15 protein-coding genes are annotated in these 16,642 nt (G+C 40.8%); 7 read left to right on the top strand and 8 right to left on the bottom strand.

Going from position 1 to position 16,642, the window contains the following annotated elements; translation table 11 throughout:
* Window positions 1-17: 17 nt before the first annotated feature.
* Complete coding sequence (locus ACQY1Y_RS05180) at window positions 18-368, top strand: 4a-hydroxytetrahydrobiopterin dehydratase (RefSeq protein WP_002744294.1); 351 nt, start codon at window positions 18-20, stop codon at window positions 366-368.
* Here the strand turns inward: ACQY1Y_RS05180 and ACQY1Y_RS05175 are convergent.
* Window positions 365-1,243: an NAD(P)-dependent oxidoreductase gene (locus ACQY1Y_RS05175; protein WP_430014111.1), complete on the bottom strand. Its 879-nt coding sequence runs from the start codon at window positions 1,241-1,243 to the stop codon at window positions 365-367. The genes ACQY1Y_RS05180 and ACQY1Y_RS05175 overlap by 4 nt on opposite strands.
* Before the next feature lie 138 nt (window positions 1,244-1,381).
* On the bottom strand, window positions 1,382-3,202 hold the full coding sequence (locus ACQY1Y_RS05170) for a BRCT domain-containing protein (protein WP_430014110.1): 1,821 nt from the start codon (window positions 3,200-3,202) through the stop codon (window positions 1,382-1,384).
* Between the two features lie 467 nt (window positions 3,203-3,669).
* Between ACQY1Y_RS05170 and ACQY1Y_RS05165 the strand changes: the two genes are divergently transcribed.
* On the top strand, window positions 3,670-4,302 hold the full coding sequence (locus tag ACQY1Y_RS05165) for a DUF3782 domain-containing protein (RefSeq protein WP_123230167.1): 633 nt from the start codon (window positions 3,670-3,672) through the stop codon (window positions 4,300-4,302).
* Window positions 4,303-4,621: 319 nt separating this feature from the next.
* On the opposite strand, the gene ACQY1Y_RS05160 is transcribed toward ACQY1Y_RS05165, so the two are convergent.
* The 6 genes from ACQY1Y_RS05160 to ACQY1Y_RS05135 form a co-directional block, all read right to left on the bottom strand.
* Entirely contained in the window at window positions 4,622-4,807 is a 186-nt protein-coding gene (locus tag ACQY1Y_RS05160; RefSeq protein ID WP_002735013.1) for a type II toxin-antitoxin system HicA family toxin, read from the bottom strand.
* The gene (locus tag ACQY1Y_RS05155; protein WP_002734968.1) at window positions 4,804-5,028 is read right to left on the bottom strand and encodes a type II toxin-antitoxin system HicB family antitoxin; all 225 of its coding nucleotides are present in this window, start codon (window positions 5,026-5,028) and stop codon (window positions 4,804-4,806) included. Before ACQY1Y_RS05155 ends, ACQY1Y_RS05160 begins: the two co-directional genes overlap by 4 nt.
* 45 nt (window positions 5,029-5,073) lie before the next feature.
* Window positions 5,074-5,322: a DUF433 domain-containing protein gene (locus ACQY1Y_RS05150; protein WP_430014109.1), complete on the bottom strand. Its 249-nt coding sequence runs from the start codon at window positions 5,320-5,322 to the stop codon at window positions 5,074-5,076.
* Window positions 5,323-5,888: 566 nt separating this feature from the next.
* Window positions 5,889-8,801 carry a CHAT domain-containing protein gene (locus ACQY1Y_RS05145; protein WP_430014108.1) on the bottom strand — a complete coding sequence of 971 codons (2,913 nt, stop codon included), beginning with the start codon at window positions 8,799-8,801 and terminating at the stop codon, window positions 5,889-5,891.
* Window positions 8,798-9,118 (bottom strand): hypothetical protein, encoded by a 321-nt coding sequence (locus ACQY1Y_RS05140; RefSeq protein WP_430014107.1) that lies wholly within the window; start codon window positions 9,116-9,118, stop codon window positions 8,798-8,800. The genes ACQY1Y_RS05145 and ACQY1Y_RS05140 overlap by 4 nt, the downstream gene beginning before the upstream one ends.
* A 226-nt stretch (window positions 9,119-9,344) precedes the next feature.
* Complete coding sequence (locus tag ACQY1Y_RS05135; protein ID WP_002732463.1) at window positions 9,345-9,575, bottom strand: type II toxin-antitoxin system CcdA family antitoxin; 231 nt, start codon at window positions 9,573-9,575, stop codon at window positions 9,345-9,347.
* A 333-nt stretch (window positions 9,576-9,908) separates the two neighbouring features.
* Between ACQY1Y_RS05135 and lepA the strand changes: the two genes are divergently transcribed.
* The 5 genes from lepA to ACQY1Y_RS05110 all read left to right on the top strand — a co-directional run bounded on the left by lepA (window position 9,909) and on the right by ACQY1Y_RS05110 (window position 16,177).
* The gene (lepA, locus tag ACQY1Y_RS05130) at window positions 9,909-11,720 is read left to right on the top strand and encodes a translation elongation factor 4 (protein WP_287693303.1); all 1,812 of its coding nucleotides are present in this window, start codon (window positions 9,909-9,911) and stop codon (window positions 11,718-11,720) included.
* A 55-nt stretch (window positions 11,721-11,775) separates the two neighbouring features.
* Window positions 11,776-12,954 carry an AAA family ATPase gene (locus ACQY1Y_RS05125; RefSeq protein ID WP_430014106.1) on the top strand — a complete coding sequence of 393 codons (1,179 nt, stop codon included), beginning with the start codon at window positions 11,776-11,778 and terminating at the stop codon, window positions 12,952-12,954.
* A gap of 3 nt (window positions 12,955-12,957) precedes the next feature.
* Window positions 12,958-13,641 carry a hypothetical protein gene (locus ACQY1Y_RS05120; protein WP_430014105.1) on the top strand — a complete coding sequence of 228 codons (684 nt, stop codon included), beginning with the start codon at window positions 12,958-12,960 and terminating at the stop codon, window positions 13,639-13,641.
* Between the two features lie 244 nt (window positions 13,642-13,885).
* A complete protein-coding gene (locus tag ACQY1Y_RS05115; RefSeq protein WP_430014104.1) occupies window positions 13,886-15,700 on the top strand; it encodes an ABC transporter ATP-binding protein in 1,815 nt (604 codons plus the stop codon).
* A gap of 57 nt (window positions 15,701-15,757) precedes the next feature.
* The gene (locus ACQY1Y_RS05110) at window positions 15,758-16,177 is read left to right on the top strand and encodes a hypothetical protein (RefSeq protein ID WP_002734645.1); all 420 of its coding nucleotides are present in this window, start codon (window positions 15,758-15,760) and stop codon (window positions 16,175-16,177) included.
* Window positions 16,178-16,642 lie beyond the last annotated feature (465 nt).

Below are 16,642 nucleotides of genomic sequence, written 5' to 3'. Positions count from 1 at the left end.
TCTAGATTGATACCCCTATGACCGAACTTGCTCAACAAAAATGTCAACCTTATCAATCGGGTTCTTCTCCTATCACTGCCGAGGAAATTACCGCTTTACAGGCTAAAATTCCCGATTGGAATCTCTTAGAATACGAGGGTATTCCCCGTCTGCAAAAACTCTATAAATTTGCCAATTTTCAAGGGGCAATCGCCTTTACTAATGCCGTGGGAGAAGCGGCGGAAAAAGAAGGCCATCACCCAGCTTTATTGACAGAATGGGGTAAAGTTACCGTTTCTTGGTGGACCCATGACGTGGGGGGATTACATCAAAATGATTTCATCATGGCTGCCCGTACCGATGATATTTATCGCCAACAAAATGCTTAATCGTAGGCGCGAATCATCGCTTGGGTTCCCTGTTTAATTCCCTTACCTTCGTCCAATTCCGCTACTACTTTAAATAAAGCTTCTGCTAAATCTGTCCCAGGCAGAATTTCCCCGGCTGTCTGGGCAGTTTCTTTGACTAATCGCAAATCTTTTAAGATATGTTCAATCATAAAAGCTGGCTGTAAATCTTGGGCGAGGATTTTTGGTCCCAAATTTTCCAAAGCCCAAGAACCCGCCGCCCCCGTTTTACAGACTTCTATGACTAAATTGGGGTCTAATCCTTGAATTTTTGCCATTTTTAGAGCCTCACACAGCGCCACCATGTGAACCGCCCCCAAGACTTGATTACAGAGTTTTACCGCTTGTCCGTTGCCGATTTCGCCACACCAGCGAATAGTTTTGCCCATGGCTTGAAAACAGGGCAAACAAGTCTGAAAATCCGCTTCTTTCCCCCCCACCATAATGGTTAAAGTGCCGTTTTTCGCCCCAATATCGCCCCCAGAGACGGGAGCATCGAGAAAACGGAGATTATTTTCCTCTAGCTTTTTACCAATCATCCTAGCGGCTTGAGAGCCAATGGTACTCATATCCACCACCAGAGTTCCCACCGCTGCCGATTCCATGACACCCCCCGGTCCTAAAATTACCGCTTCCACGTCAGGCACATCTCCGACGCAGGTAAAGACAATCTCGGCATCCCTGACGGCGGCGGCGATACTAGAACAAATGTTCGCACCTGATGCCCTGGCAATGATTATCCCCGGCGCTTCTGGGCTGCGATTCCAAGCATTAACAGCAAAACCCTGACGGACAAGATTAACCGTCATCGGCGCTCCCATTACTCCTAATCCTAAAAAGGCAATTTTTTGACTCATAATTTTGGTAATTAAGGGAAAGGGAGGTGTGGGGTGTGGGGTGTATTTTCAGTGAACAGTAATCAGTAAACAGTGAACTGATTACTGTTTACTGATTACTGATAACTGATTACTGATAACTGATTACTGATAACTGATTTAGGATTCTACCATTTGCAGAAATTGGGCTTCTGAAAGGGTTTTAATGCCTAATTTTTGAGCCTTTTTGAGTTTCTCACCGGGAGCTTTACCGAGGAGAATATAATCAGTGTTCGCACTGGGGGAACCGGTAACAGTACCACCGACATTAATAATCAATGATTTCGCTTTCTCGCGACTGATTTTGCTGAAGGTTCCTAGTATAACTACGCTTTTTCCCCTTAGGGGATTTTCTGCGGATTCTTGACTCTTTTGGACTATCTTTGCTGCTGGTTGCACTTCTAAACTTGTGTCGGCAACCGGGATTTTTTCTGCTGCTACTACCGGAGTTTCCTTGGCAATCACCGGGGGGGTTTCTGGTTCTGCTACTACCAGAGTTTCACTAATAATTGCTTCTGGTTCATTAGTAATAATGGGAGCAGTTTGTCGAGAGAAATAGTCTCTTTCTTGCTGTAGGTTTTGAATTTTAACCTCTAAAGCGGCGATTTCTGCTTGCTTAGTTGCTAACTCACCCTCAAACTTAATTTTTTCCTTTTCTAAAGCTTTAGCTGCCGTTTTTTGGGCTTCTAAATCTTGAGTTAGTTGGCGATTTTGTTGGCTTAATTCCTCGATATGACGGGAAGTTGTGGTTTCTAATTGGTCTTTTTCGGCACTTAACTGGTGTAGTTGAATCTCTAAATTAGAAATGTTTTCCCGATAGGTTTCTAGCTGTTGGGGTAACTGGGTTAATTCCTGTAATTCACCTTTTAAATCAGCAATTTTTGCCTGAGAATCAGCCAATTGTGGCGGTAACTGGGTTAATTCCTGTAATTCACCTTTTAAATCACCAATTTTTTCGGCAGCAGTGGTTAATTCTGCCGATAATTCCCCTTTCTGGACTTCTAAAGCTTGTAACTCCAGTTTAGCTGCTTCGAGATGAGCGCCGAGACTGTCCTTTTCGGCGGTTATGGCGGTCACTTGAGCGACGGTTTCTTGCAGTTTTATAGTTAAATTGTCGCATTCTTGCCCTAAAGAGAGCGATCGAGTTTGACTTGCGGCTAAATCTTCGCTGAGAGACTTTTTTTGCTGCTCTAACCCAGTAATTTGATCCTGTAAGCTGGCTATTTCTTGCTGTCCTCGCTCATACTGTTCTGTTTGGTGAGCCAGATTCTGTTCTAGGGTTTGAATTTGACCTTGCAAGCTGGGAATTTGAGCAGCTAAATCGCTTAATTCTTGGTTTTTATGCTCTAAATCGGCCACTTTCGCCCTTAATTCCTCGGCTTTTTCTATATCTTGCTGTAAGAGAGTTTTATCCTGTTCTAGGGTCTGAATTTGACTATAGAGAGAGGTGGTCTGTTTTTTGGTCAAATCAAATTGACGGTTAATTTCGCCTTTTTGCTGCTCTAAAGTTTGAATCTGTGCTTCTAGGCTAGTAATTTGGGCTTTTTCTGCCTCTAACTGCTCCATCAAACCAGCTTTCTCCGCTTCTATGTCCTTAGCGGTGGTTTTCAGTTGTTCGATTTCACTCTCACCTATCTGGATAGCTTGCTGGAGGGACTGGAGAGAATTTTCTAAATCCGTAGCTTTGTGCTGTAATTGGGCGGAATGTTGTTCTATGTAAATTATTTTGGCGTGCAGCTGCTGATTTTCGTCTTTTAAATCTGATTGCGCCACGTCTAAACCCTTGACTTGAACCAACAAATCTGAGTTACTTTGCTGTAATTGCGCTTGTGCAGCTAAAAGGGCGGTATTTTTGCTGACGAGACTAGAGCGCGACCAGAGGAATAGTCCTCCGAAAACAGCACTTAAACCTAATCCTTCATAAATTAATTCGTTGAGCATATCTACCCTCCTAGACAAGCGAAAAACAGTCACCTAACCGAACTGATGCGGCAATTTTGGTTATAGACCTACATCTCTACTTATATCAGTTACGGGGTACATTCGGGGGAAGGGGGGAAAAGTCACTTCTTTCATCCCGGTGTAAAAAGGTGATTTAGCTATTCGCGTTATGCTAATTTGTACCTGATCCCATTCTTGGGTGATTTCCAGGTCAATTTCTTCCTGATGATCAAAATAGTAGCCCATGGCCGCATGAGCTTCGGTTGATAATTATCCATTGTCAATTGCCTATTATCCATTGACCGCGATCGCCTTTTGACCTTTGACCCCTTCCCCTTGAACTGCGATCGCTGATTAGTTGATAGTCAATAATTGATTGAAAAAACACGGATGAGAAGCTAGGGACATTTTTTCTGGGCCAAGTCGCTAGAATGGGACTAGACTCCTCAAGCTTGAAGAATCTTCCTATGTCAGACGCTGTAACGATCGCCGATATTTACAAGTTATTTGAAAGAACTGAGGCCCAATTTGCCGAGTTTCAAAAGGAAGCTGATCGCCGCAGTGCCGAAGCCGATCGCCGCAGTGCCGAAGCTGATCGCCGCAGAGAGGAAGCTAATCGCACGATGGAAGAATTAAAAAAACAGGTACAAGAAACGACCAAAGCCGTTAATAACCTCACAACGCGCTGGGGCAGATTCGTTGAAGAAATGGTAGAGCCTGCGGTTGTGCGTTTATTTCAGGAACGGGGCATTGATGTCACCCAAACGATGAGTCGCTTGAAAAGTAAGCGTCCTGGGGCGGCAATGGAGATTGATATTGTGGCGGTGAATGGGAGCGAGTTGGTGGCTGTGGAATGTAAATCTCGACTGTCGAGGGATGATGTAGATGATTTTGTCAGCCGATTACAGCGATTTAAGGTTGCTTTCCCCCAATTTCGAGAGTTTCGGGTTTATGGGGCAGTGGCAGGCATTGAAATTGATCAGGGGATAGATGTCTATGCCTATCGGCGCGGTTTGTTTGTGATTAAGCAGTCGGGGGAAACGGTTAAAATTATCAATGATGCTCAGTTTCAACCTTTGGGTTTTGCTGAAGGTGTTTAATCTCTTTTTTAAGAAGGCGTAATTTTGCGATCGCCCTTTTAATTAATAATGAATAGTTGATAATGTAAACTGTCAGGAGTCATTTTGGAAACCATCATGGAAATAAAAAACATTAAACAAAAAGCCAGAAATTTAATCGATAAATTGCCAGAAATTTTACAGGGGATGATACACAGGTAAATTAAATGTAATTGATTATGTTTAATTAGTAGTAATAGAATTGGTGCGTTACGGCGGATTGTTAGTTTTATTTTATTATCCAAATTAGTAGTCGCAAACACGCACCCTACACTCTACAGCAGCTTAACAGGAGTCGCACTCATGGTTCTGGTATTTGTAAATCTCGACAAATTTTCCGCGTCAAGAATTCATTGATTTCACGATGGCGCGGAATGGCTGAAGATTTCTGATTGACACGATTTACATAAATCGTATGATTGCCGCCTTCTCTTAAGAATTCACAGCCATAAGCTTCTAAATGACGAATTAAGTTTATACGTTTCATGCAGCCCAGAAAGTAACAGACTCTCGAATCACTTCTTGTCCTTGCAGTTGCTCTTCAGCTAATATACGATTAGCTTCTAAAACTAGCTCAATTGCTTCTTCTAAATTGCTTCTAGTTTCTTCTAGAGTCTCTCCTTGAGTATTAGCTCCTGGCAATTCTTCGACAAAACCAATATAGCCTTCGGGAACTTTCTGGAATATTTTTGTTAGTTTTAGTTGCATGATTTACCTCAGAATTTTAAATTATATCACCCACCATCATTAAAGTTAGCGGTGCGTTACGGCTGCTGAAGTGAAGCTAACGATATAATCGGATACAGCCCAAGCTACATAATTAAGAGCCTGACGAATATCTTCCTCCTCCAACTCTGGATAAACCTCTAAGATTTCCTGAATAGATAACTGACTAGCCAACAGTTTCAAAACAAATCCTACAGTGATACGCATTCCTCGAATCGTTGGCTGTCCAAGACATATTTGTGGATTAACAGTAATACGGTCTAGCTCTCTAATCACCGTGGAACTCCTGAGATAAACTCCTCCTGTATTGTTACATACAGCAATGAATGTTGAGCAAGTTTCTGCGCTGCTGCGTGTGAATTAAGCGGCGACGAGAGTAAATATACAGCATTTATCCACCAACTAACACCAATCACGGGTTGAGGTTTCGTTGAGGACATCGAGAGGGAAAAGCCTTTTTGGATATTCTGAGCGTTAGCGGTGGTTTTAGAATACACCATCTCTAGGAGCCTATCTTGCTATAATGTAAACTGTCAGGAGTCATTTTGGAAACCATCATGGAAATAAAAAACATTAAACAAAAAGCCAGAAATTTAATCGATAAATTGCCGGATAATTCTACATGGGATGATTTGCAGTGAAGATTACCAAAAAGGGCAATAAAGAACCACAAAGGCACAAAGAACACAAAGATTTTCTCACTCATAACTTTCTAGTAGGAACCATACTACAAAAAAATCGGAGCGGTGGTTAACCCCTCGGTGACAGGTATCCAAAAGCCACAACCCGCATGGCTTCGTGGAAAATTACTCGTTAATAATTGTTCACAAAATCTTGTAACCCTATATGCTACAGTCCTTTAAGTCTTGACGCGAGAGAAGAGATCCAATACCCAGATTCCTCCCAGGATAAGCCAGCCTCCCATAAAAACCCCAGTAAACCTGACTCCAAATGTCCCAACCACCCAAATCTCCTCGGCAGTACATTAGTACGGGGAAGTGATTATAATGGGTTTCTGGAGTACGATATGCTACTTCCATATTGTCCAAATTAAACCATCGTTCTTCTTGTTTCCAACCTACGAGATCGCCAAAACGATCCCATATTTCATCGTTATATTCTCCTGTCCCACCAACAAGGTCACGGTAAATTTTCGCCTGTCCCTTGATACCAAATTTCTCTTCGCTGTAGTCCATCCAGAGACGGTCAATCTCATCGATTATGTCTAAGGATACCATTGTATAAAGCACATAAAAGTCACCATAATTTTCTATAACCATCCACTGATACATAATGAAAGCGGTTTCGTAGTCGGCTTTTTTCCAATCCTTTTGCTCTAGATATTCCTCTAGTTTTTGATAGATTTGCCCTGTATTTGCTTTGAGATATTGCCTGTGTTTTCTCAGTTCCTTTTCGTAGGCACTATCAGCTGATTGGTTATATGGTACCGAGATCATCTTATCGAATTGTTCTCGGAAACGATCTGGGTTTTCTGTCTCTGCAAAAGCTAGACGGAAAATCTCTACCCATTTTTCCTCGTTTTCGTTCTCTTTATTCCCCCAAAGTTCGGTTAAAGCCTTGGCTGCTGTTCCCGCTAAATCAGAAAGCTTACTTGCATCTTTGGGAAGCTCGATATGGGGGTTAATATGTTTGATGTGAGAGGCGCGGTAGAGGGTTTCTCTATCTTCATTGTGGATTACCTCGATCAAACCTTTATCTTGTGCTTGTTGTAATTTTTTCTGATAGTTGGGAACCGATTGACAAACCGCTTCTAAAGCAGCCAAAGGGACAGGAATTTCATAGATTAGGCAATTACTGACCACTTTTTCAAGAGCTTCATCCGTCAAGAGTTGAGGTTCTTCTTCTAACCGCCAGACTATCTTATCGCGCCAAGTAACATCAGATTCATTCTCAAATGACTGCAACTTAGCATCTATATCCCCTGAACTCAAAACCTCATTATTGAGCCATTCCAACAGACGGGGGTTGCCATCAGCAAGGGTTAAAGCTCTTTCTATATAGTTTTTATCAATCTTACCCGAACTAAAATGCTCTAACCGCCGCAATTTCTTTTCTAAATCGGACTCTTTGTATTTGAGAGAAGGCAAAGAGTTCAGATGATAAAATTCCTCTAATAGACGGGAATTGAAGGTATAGCGCGAGGTAATAATCAGGCGATGATAGTACTTGGTTTCCTGTATCGCCTCAACGAGAGCTTTTAATAGTTGAGCTACCTTTGCTTCAAGGATGTAGTCATCGCTGGATGAAGGGCATTCCAAGTTCCACTCGAAATCATCAAGAATAAGCAAAAGAGGCTGGTTTAACTGACCAAAAACATCCCTTAAGCGATAGTCTAGCTCCTCGTTAGAATCTCGAAGGATTTGACGTTGTGGACGATCTAATTTTTTAGCTAGGGTATCAACTAAGCTAGTTTGATCAATTTGTTGATGCCAGACAAGCTTAGTATAGTCTGGAAGGCGATCGCACAACCGAGCGGCGAGGGTACTTTTCCCGTTACCACCAAAACCTTGCAGGAAAACCCCAGCTTTATGAATTGCTTTAGAATTATCAAAGGGTTTTTTCAGCACTTGCAAGCAATCCTGAAGATCACGGCGGCGACCGATAAAAGTTTCCCGTGTGGCTACCCGCAAATATTTCGTTTCTGAGTCCACAAATTGGTCAACAAAGGATACGGGAGGTAAAGGTTTTTTCTGTCCTCTCTTTACCAAAGCTTCTGGGATACTTTCCCGGACATAAAGGCGTAAACAATGCCAATCCCTCGCCTGATTCCCCAATAATTTCTGATAGGCAAAAGCTAACGACTCGCTTAAAGTAAAGCCTTGGGAAAGCTTTTCGTAGAGGATGGCCGCCGTGTCAGCAGCTTCGTTATCCCTGACGGGTTGACCCCACCCCAAAACAGCTTTAGCCCCATTTTCTAATAACTTCTCGGCCATCGAAAGGATCTCATCACCATCGGAGTAGCCTGTCCGACACCCTGATAAAAACAAAAGCTTGGGTAAATTAAACTGTAATTCTCTGGCAATATCTTCGGCGCTGGTATCTTGCCTATCTCCGTATTCCGTCTCGGTAATAAAATAGGGTTTCTGATCCTTGATGGTGGCGTGTCCGCTCAAGTGGATAACATCGAAATATTCCCTATCTTTACTGGCTATCAATTCGCCTAATTCTTGAATACAGCCGCTCTCTTCAACGGTTAAAGATAGGGGTTTTCCTCTAGTTGCTTTGAGGATCTTCCCTTCTTCTGCCTCAAAGTCTAGTATAGGCGTTACACCCTTAGCAGAACTTGCCATGAAAACTACATTTAAGGCTCGATCCTGCGGGTTGTTGTCCACAGTTAACAGCCTTTCATTACCGGTTTTCATCCACCGCAGGGGAACAATAGCGGGATACTTAGACACCAGAAAACCCTGACCATCGTGTAATAATTCCCAGGGTAGATGGACTAATCCTTTGCTGGTGCTGATAGCTAGAACTATTTTCTCTCCCCGGTGGCTATCTAATTCGTTCTGGAGGATGCGCTCCGTACCATCTAACCATCGGTACAAACCTTGTCCTGTTGTGGCGTGATCTTCCGGTAAACGGGTATAGTAATCGGTGTCGGCCTTTTTACTTAGGTTGTCTATTTCACTCAAGGATCTTGTGTAGAAATCAATCTGGTTGGGGTTATCCCAGAAAAATCGGAACTCAACGCTATTGCTACCCCTCTCCTGAAGGTCAATATGCAGTATCTTCATGATTTTTCTTGTTCCAAGAGTTTTTGTAGTTGCTCTAGGGTAGCATCTTTGAGCAGCAGGCGATCGCCGTTTTTGCTGACAATTAACACCCGTTCGATTTTCGGGGTTTCAGGAGAGTCAATTTTTCGCTTTAATTGGTAAAATTTCTCAGCGATGGTGATTGTTCCGCTAATAATGCCGATGATGGTGGCGATGGTAGCAAGGGTTCCCTCTTTCTCCTCTTCGGAGATAACTTCGTAGCTGCCTTGCACCCCTTCCATATCTAGGATATCCTGAGCAACTTTGATAGCATCGGCTCCTTGAATTTCTATCTGCATCAGTTTTGTTCCTCCTGTCAGTACCCAAGCAAAATGATCCTAAATCCGTTTATTAAAAACTGATTATCTATTCCCCCCTTTGCCTGTCCTGATATGTAGCCTATACTCAACGAATCTAGTATGACCAGCTTAGTTGGGGAAAAAATCTCAATTACCATCAATGCTTGACCTAAGAAAATATTTCAGTCTCTCCGTCGGGAAATAACCTATTAGAGACTGAAAAATCTTAGTCATTCCATTCCCCTTTGGGTGGTACGGGGGGATTGCGTCGAAGATGACGGGTTAAGTCCTCATCCGGTTGTTTCTCTCCTCTTAGCCACTGTTTAATCGCTGTTTCGATAATGCGACTAGGATCGTTAGTCAGGTGTTTAATCTGGTCTAAAACTTCCGAGTCAAGGTGAATAGCGATTTCAACTTTCTCCGCCGTGCGCTGAGTCGGTGTAGCATTGTCGTTCATAAGCTCTATTAATGATTGCTATCTATCATTCTACCCGTCAGTCGAGGATTCTCATCCAAGAGTTTATCTATAGTAATCCGATTTGGACAAATCATAGAGCCTTTCCTTAGCCATTGCCCTTTGCCTGATTTTGTCCCCATACTCAAACTGACCATAGTTTCCTGTGGATGCCGAGAGGGAAAGCTAAGGTCAAAACCCTGACTATACTTGCAGTTTAGCTTTTTTTACCTTTTACTTTTCGCTTTTGCTCCAGCCTTAGAGACTTTACCTCTACAATGAATTAAGGAATCTAAAATTTTATAAACCCCTGACTTTTGCCAACAGTGAACCACGATGACTGACGTTCCCGTTTCTCGCATTCGCAATTTTTCCATCATCGCTCATATCGATCATGGTAAATCAACTCTCGCCGATCGCCTCCTGCAAATTACAGGAACCGTAGCCCAACGGGAGATGAAAGAACAATTTCTCGATAATATGGACTTGGAACGGGAACGAGGTATCACCATCAAGTTACAGGCGGCACGCATGGATTATACCGCTAAGGATGGTCAAAAATACGTTCTTAATCTGATTGATACCCCCGGCCATGTGGATTTTTCCTACGAGGTTTCTCGGTCTTTAGCGGCGTGCGAGGGAGCTTTATTAGTTGTGGATGCGTCCCAAGGAGTAGAGGCGCAAACTTTAGCCAATGTTTACCTAGCACTGGAAAATAACCTCGAAATTATCCCAGTTTTAAATAAAATCGACCTACCCAGTGCCGAACCGGAACGAGTCGCGGCGGAAATCGAGGAAGTGGTGGGTTTAGACTGTAGTGAGGCGATTCGGGCCTCGGCTAAGGCTGGGATCGGTATTAATGATATTCTAGAGTCGATCGTCCAATTAGTTCCCCCTCCCCAAGATACCCTCGAAGAACCATTCCGAGCTTTAATTTTTGATAGTTATTACGACGCTTATCGAGGAGTAATTGTCTATTTCCGCGTTATGGATGGTCGGGTGAAAAAGGGCGATAAAATTCGTTTTATGGCTTCCGGTAAAGAATTTGTGATCGATGAATTGGGAATTTTATCACCGCAACAGGTACAAGTAAATGAACTGCACGCGGGAGAAGTGGGTTATCTGGCAGCCGCAATTAAAACCGTCGCTGATGCCCGGGTGGGTGATACGATTACTCTAACCACTAAACCGGCAAAAGAGCCTTTACCCGGTTATACAGAAGCAAAACCGATGGTTTTCTGCGGATTATTCCCCACCGATGCTGATCAGTATGCCGATCTCAAAGATGCCCTGGAAAAGTTAAAATTAAACGATGCAGCTCTATCCTACGAACCGGAAACTTCTAGCGCCATGGGTTTTGGTTTCCGTTGCGGTTTCTTGGGACTGCTACACATGGAAATCGTCCAGGAAAGACTAGAAAGGGAATATAACTTAGATTTAATTACCACTGCTCCCTCGGTAGTTTATCAGGTAACTACTACCGATGGGGAAATTGTCGAAGTGGATAATCCCAGTTTGTTACCTTCCCCACAAAAACGGGAAAAAATTGAGGAACCTTATATCCAAGTGGAAATGATTACTCCGGAAACCTATGTAGGTGCTTTGATGGAATTATGTCAAAGTCGTCGGGGAGTTTTCAAGGATATGCGTTATTTTACTAAAACTCGCACCGCTTTGATTTATGAGTTACCTTTAGCGGAAGTGGTGACGGACTTTTTTGATCAATTAAAATCTCGATCGCGCGGTTACGCTAGTATGGAATATCAATTAATTGGCTATCGGGAAAATGAGCTAGTTAAATTAGATATTATGGTCAATGGTGATCCCGTTGATGCTTTAGCGATGATCGTTCACCGGGATAAAGCTTATTATGTTGGTCGTGCGTTAACCGAAAAGTTAAAAGAATTGATTCCCCGGCATCAATTCAAGGTTCCCATTCAAGCAGCTATTGGTTCTAAAATTATCGCTAGTGAACATATTCCCGCTTTAAGAAAGGATGTCTTAGCTAAGTGTTATGGTGGTGATATTAGCCGCAAGAAAAAGCTGTTAGACAAGCAAGCAAAAGGGAAAAAACGGATGAAAGCGATCGGAACTGTTGATGTCCCGCAAGAGGCATTTATGGCAGTCCTAAAACTCGATCCTCAGTAAAATCTTGGGGTGAGAATTAACTCACCCTTTTTAGTTTTAGCAGTGGGGAATTATTATGAAACTTTTGAGATTATCCTATCAAGATTTATCCTCTGGATTAAGTATAGATTCTTGCAAATTTTTTCCAGATTTGAATTTATTAGTTGGTATCTCAGGTGCAGGAAAAACCTCGATTTTAAAGGCTATTAGTAATTTAAAAAGAATCGCTAACGGTGCATCCATAAATGGGGTGAAATGGGATGTGGAACTTTTAACCAATGATAATGTTCGTTATCATTGGTTGGGTGAATTTGAGGTAAAAAAAGCGCGTTCTCTCATCAAGATTGAAGAAGATGAAGTCAATGGTAATGACGGCGAAAATAGGGTTAGTATAATTAGTGAAACTCTTTTAAAAGATCAAGAGGTTTTGATCGCAAGAAATCAAGAGGTAATTGAGTTTAAACATTCAAAGACACCAAAACTACCATCTTATTTAAGCTGTATAGAGCTTTTCAATCAAGAAGAAGATGTTTTCCCTGTTCGACAGGAATTTAACAAAATGATTTTCAATCCACTTAAGTTTAATATCTCATATTCAGCAGTTGATAAAATCTTGGAAAACGACGAATATGCCAAATATAACTCTCTCTCTGAATTACAATCGAGTCAACTTCCTATTTCTGACAAACTACTGATCACATATCAAAAATATCCCGATACGTTCGAGATAATAAAGAGAAAGTTTTTAGATATTTTTCCTCAAGTTGAAGATTTAAAAATAGAATTTTTAGAACCATCCGAACTAGGTGATCTGCTTGTTTCATTAACTAGAATTGGTTTACTTGAAGAGCTACCTCGCATACAAATAAAAGAAAAAAACTCTCATGTCTGGATTGTAGAACCAAATATCTCCTCTGGAATGATAAAAAGCCTGATGTTCTTAGCAACGATCGAATTATCTCCTGATGGCAGTGTTATATTAATCGATGAATTTGAAAATAGTTTGGGAGTTAACTGTTTGGACACTTTAACAGAAGATTTATTAGTTAATTATCGAGATTTACAGTTTATTATTACCAGTCATCATCCCTATATAATTAATAATATCAGTCCTGCCTATTGGAAAATAGTCACTCGTAAAGGAGGAGTAATTCAGGTACACAATGCGGCTGATTTTCATATTTCTAAAACTCGACAAAAAGCCTTTATTGATCTTATCAATGTCCTAGAAGAATTTCCCCAAGGAATTAGTTAATCGATGAATATTTATTTTTTAGTTGAAGGAAGAAGTACCGAAAAAAAGCTTTATACTGCCTGGTTAACTTATCTTATCCCCGAATTTAAGCGAGTTGATTTTTACGATCAAGTCAATCACAACAATTACTTTCTGATTAGTAGTAATGGCTACCCCTCGATACTTAATGATGGAATTCCTAACGCCATCGATAAAATTCAAGAAGTATCCAAATATAACTATCTAGTCATCTGTCTCGATGCTGATGAGGATACTGTCGAAGAAAGAGAACAATATGTTAATGACTTTATCACCAAAAATATTACTATCCCCGCACAACTTGAAATCGTGATCATTATTCAAAATCGCTGTCTTGAAACATGGCTATTAGGCAATCGCACAATATTTAATCCTAAACAACCTTTACAGGGACTTTTAGCTGATTATGTTCAACACTATGATGTTTACGAAAATGATCCCGAACTAATGGGTAGATTTAATTGCAGAAATCATGCCGATTTTCATTTTGCTTATCTAAAGTCTATTTTTAAAGCTAAAGGTTTGTCTTATTCTAAAAAACTCCCTGGGGTAGCTCAAGAACAATACTATCTTAATCAATTAAAAAAGCGTATCGATAAAACTGAACAATTAAAAACCTTTCAGAAATTTATTAATTTTTGTGATAATATTCGCCAAAATTTCCGATAAATTGATATGTGGTGCTTTTGCCAAGGATGAAATATAAGCTGATCTGGCATCGTCTCCTGACTAATAGCTGATTGAGAATACAAGACTATGACAAGGCTTTTGTCCTATAAATTTCTAGGTCGGCAGATTTTTGTAGTATTGTAGTATAATGGTAACTCCAGAAAAACAATCCCAAAAGTGCCTTTAGTCTTTTCAGTTAGCAGTTATCAGATAGAAGTTAAAAATTGGCAATTTACTTGATGTTATGGCTTCCTTACGCGATATTCTCAGTTACTATCGCAATTATCAAAAAGCCGCCTTTTTGAGCATTGCTGCCTCCAGTGTCTTTGAAATTATCGATCTGATGGTTCCCTACGCTGTCGGACAGATTCTTAATGTTCTTTCCGATCAACCTTTAGATGGATTCGTACAATCTTTGGTCGATCGCACCATGATTTTAACTCCCTTTGCCTCAGAAAAGTGGGTTAGTTTGGCGGTATTATTAGGCTTAATTTTCCTAACTACAGTAATTAAAGCACCAATTCAGCCTTGGCTGGGTGCATGGTTTCACTGGGAAATATCCTTAAGAGCGCGACGAGATCATCTCAAAAAAATTATTGCCAAAATTCTCACCTTACCTCTATCTTTTTACGATGAAAATAATCCGGGACGCATCGCTAACCGGATCGCCAAAGGGATAGAAAGTCATACTTGGACTTATCCCGAAGTGGCGGGAATGATGATCCCAAAACTGTTTAGAGTTTTGGGTATCTTTATTGTTATTTGGGTAATTCAATGGCAGATCGCCCTCGCTTTTGTTATTTTTTTTGTATTAATTCTAGCTTTTATTGTGAGAGATTTAAAAGATTTAATGCAAAAAGAAAGAATTCTTGATCGGCATATCGAAAATACCCAAAGTCGCAATTCTGAGATTATTACTAATATCAAAACTGTCAAAGCTTTTGCCACAGAAGGACAGGAGTTATATCGTCAGAAACAGCGTTTAGAGAGAGAATTTACCTACGTTATCTATCGCATTCATAAGGGTTATGTGGACTTAATTACTTGGGAAAAAACCCTCGTCCAAGCTAGTTTATTTGGAGTATTTTTCTTTACTCTCCTAGCCACCGTTCAACAGAAAATCTCGATCGGGCATTTTATCACCACCTATACCCTCGCTAGTATGGCCTATGCGGAATTAGATCCCCTATCCCAAATGGCAGAAACTTTTGCCCGTCGCTATGCTTCTATGGCACGTCTAAACGAATTTATCAACTTACCCAGTGGCACTGATGCCGGTAGTCTTTTAGCCGATCATGCCCAACATAATCCCTATCATTTTACGGGGAAAGTAGAATTAAGTAATCTTAGCTTTGGCTATAGTCCAGAAAGAACCATTCTCAAGGATATTAATCTGCTGATTGAACCCTATCAAACCGTGGCATTAGTCGGAAAATCGGGTTCAGGAAAATCCACTTTAGTTAAGTTACTTTTCCGCTATTTTGAACCGAATCAAGGGCAAATTATGATGGATGGCGAGGATATTCGTCGCTTAGATGTGACTTGGTATCGGCGACGGTTAGCGATTGTCCATCAAGAAGTAGATGTGTTTAATGGTACGGTGTTAGAAAATCTCACCTACGGTAATCCTAATATTAGCTTCGAGAAGGTAGCAGAAGCCTGTAAAATTGCCCGTGTCGATGAATTTATTCATGAATTACCTAATGGTTATTCCACTATTGTAGGGGAAAGGGGCGTGCGTCTTTCGGGGGGACAAAGACAGCGTTTAGGAATTGCTAGAGCTTTAATTGTCGATCCAGATGTGTTAGTTTTTGATGAGGCCACTTCTAGCTTAGATTATGAGTCAGAAAGAGCCATTCAACTAGCCATGAAATCCATTTTAGGCACTCGCACCACAATTATTATCGCCCACCGTCTCAGTACCGTTCGAGAAGCGGATCAAATTGTCGTCTTGGATAATGGTCGTATTGTCGAGATCGGTAGCCATGATCAATTATTAAATCAGCAGGGAATCTATCAACGTCTCCACTCTTTGCAAGAAAGCGGTGAACTGGTTTAGTCTTAAAATAGTCTCCGATAGCGGACCGAGAAAATATATCTAATGGGAGTTGATACTATGTCTAACGAAACCGTTACCTATTCCCTAGAAGCTGTTTTGACAAGGATTGAGGGGAAAATTGACAATCTCCAAAAAGATGTTAACCAAAAATTTGACAGTTTCCAAAAAGATGTTGACCAAAAATTTGAAAGTCTCCAAAAAGATTTTAACCAAAAATTTGAAAGTCTCCAAAAAGATTTTAACCAAAAATTTGAAAGTCTCCAAAAAGATTTTAACCAAAAATTTGACAAACTCGACGAACGATTAAATAAGCTAGAGGTGGGACAGGCAAAGTTAACTGAAAAGGTTGAGGGCATCGATAATCGCCTAAAATCAGTGGAAGGAACCCAAAAAAATCAGGTTTGGACATTAATTATTCTTTTGGCAAGTGCGATCGCTACTGCTGGTTGGAAAGTATTTTTTTCAGGTAATCCCTAGAATTAAACAGTGGCTATTAGTCACAGTTTCAAGTTTTGTCGGGTAGTGATTCGGTAGTAGTGGCGTAGCTCTCTTGCTTATCTAGCCTGAGTTGTGTAGAATATTTACTAATAAAAATAATTGCTTGATAAATGTTAAAGATTTGCTTTTTATGATTGCTATTTTTATCAATATCTTCTCTTGTATAATTAAACTTTGGTTAAATTATGATGGAGATTCAGAACATTTTCTTCTGACAAAAAATTAATAAACTTCAACATCTTGTTGTCCTAAATTCGGTTCTTATTTATGAAAATATAGCTGTCATACGTCATATTGGCGTAAATTTATTGTCCCAAGAAAAGACTGCCAGGGTAGGCATTGAGAACAAGCGACTTACTGCTGGTTGGAATAATCACTATCTGGAAACTGTTCTTGGTTGTCTTAATATTTCTACGAACTAAATGTTATTAAACTTTGGACAAA

It is taken from the genome of Microcystis ichthyoblabe FBCC-A1114 (genome assembly GCF_050500245.1).
In the GTDB taxonomy this organism is placed as follows: Bacteria; Cyanobacteriota; Cyanobacteriia; order Cyanobacteriales; family Microcystaceae; genus Microcystis; species Microcystis ichthyoblabe_A.
This window is presented reverse-complemented; position numbering and strand designations above follow the sequence as displayed.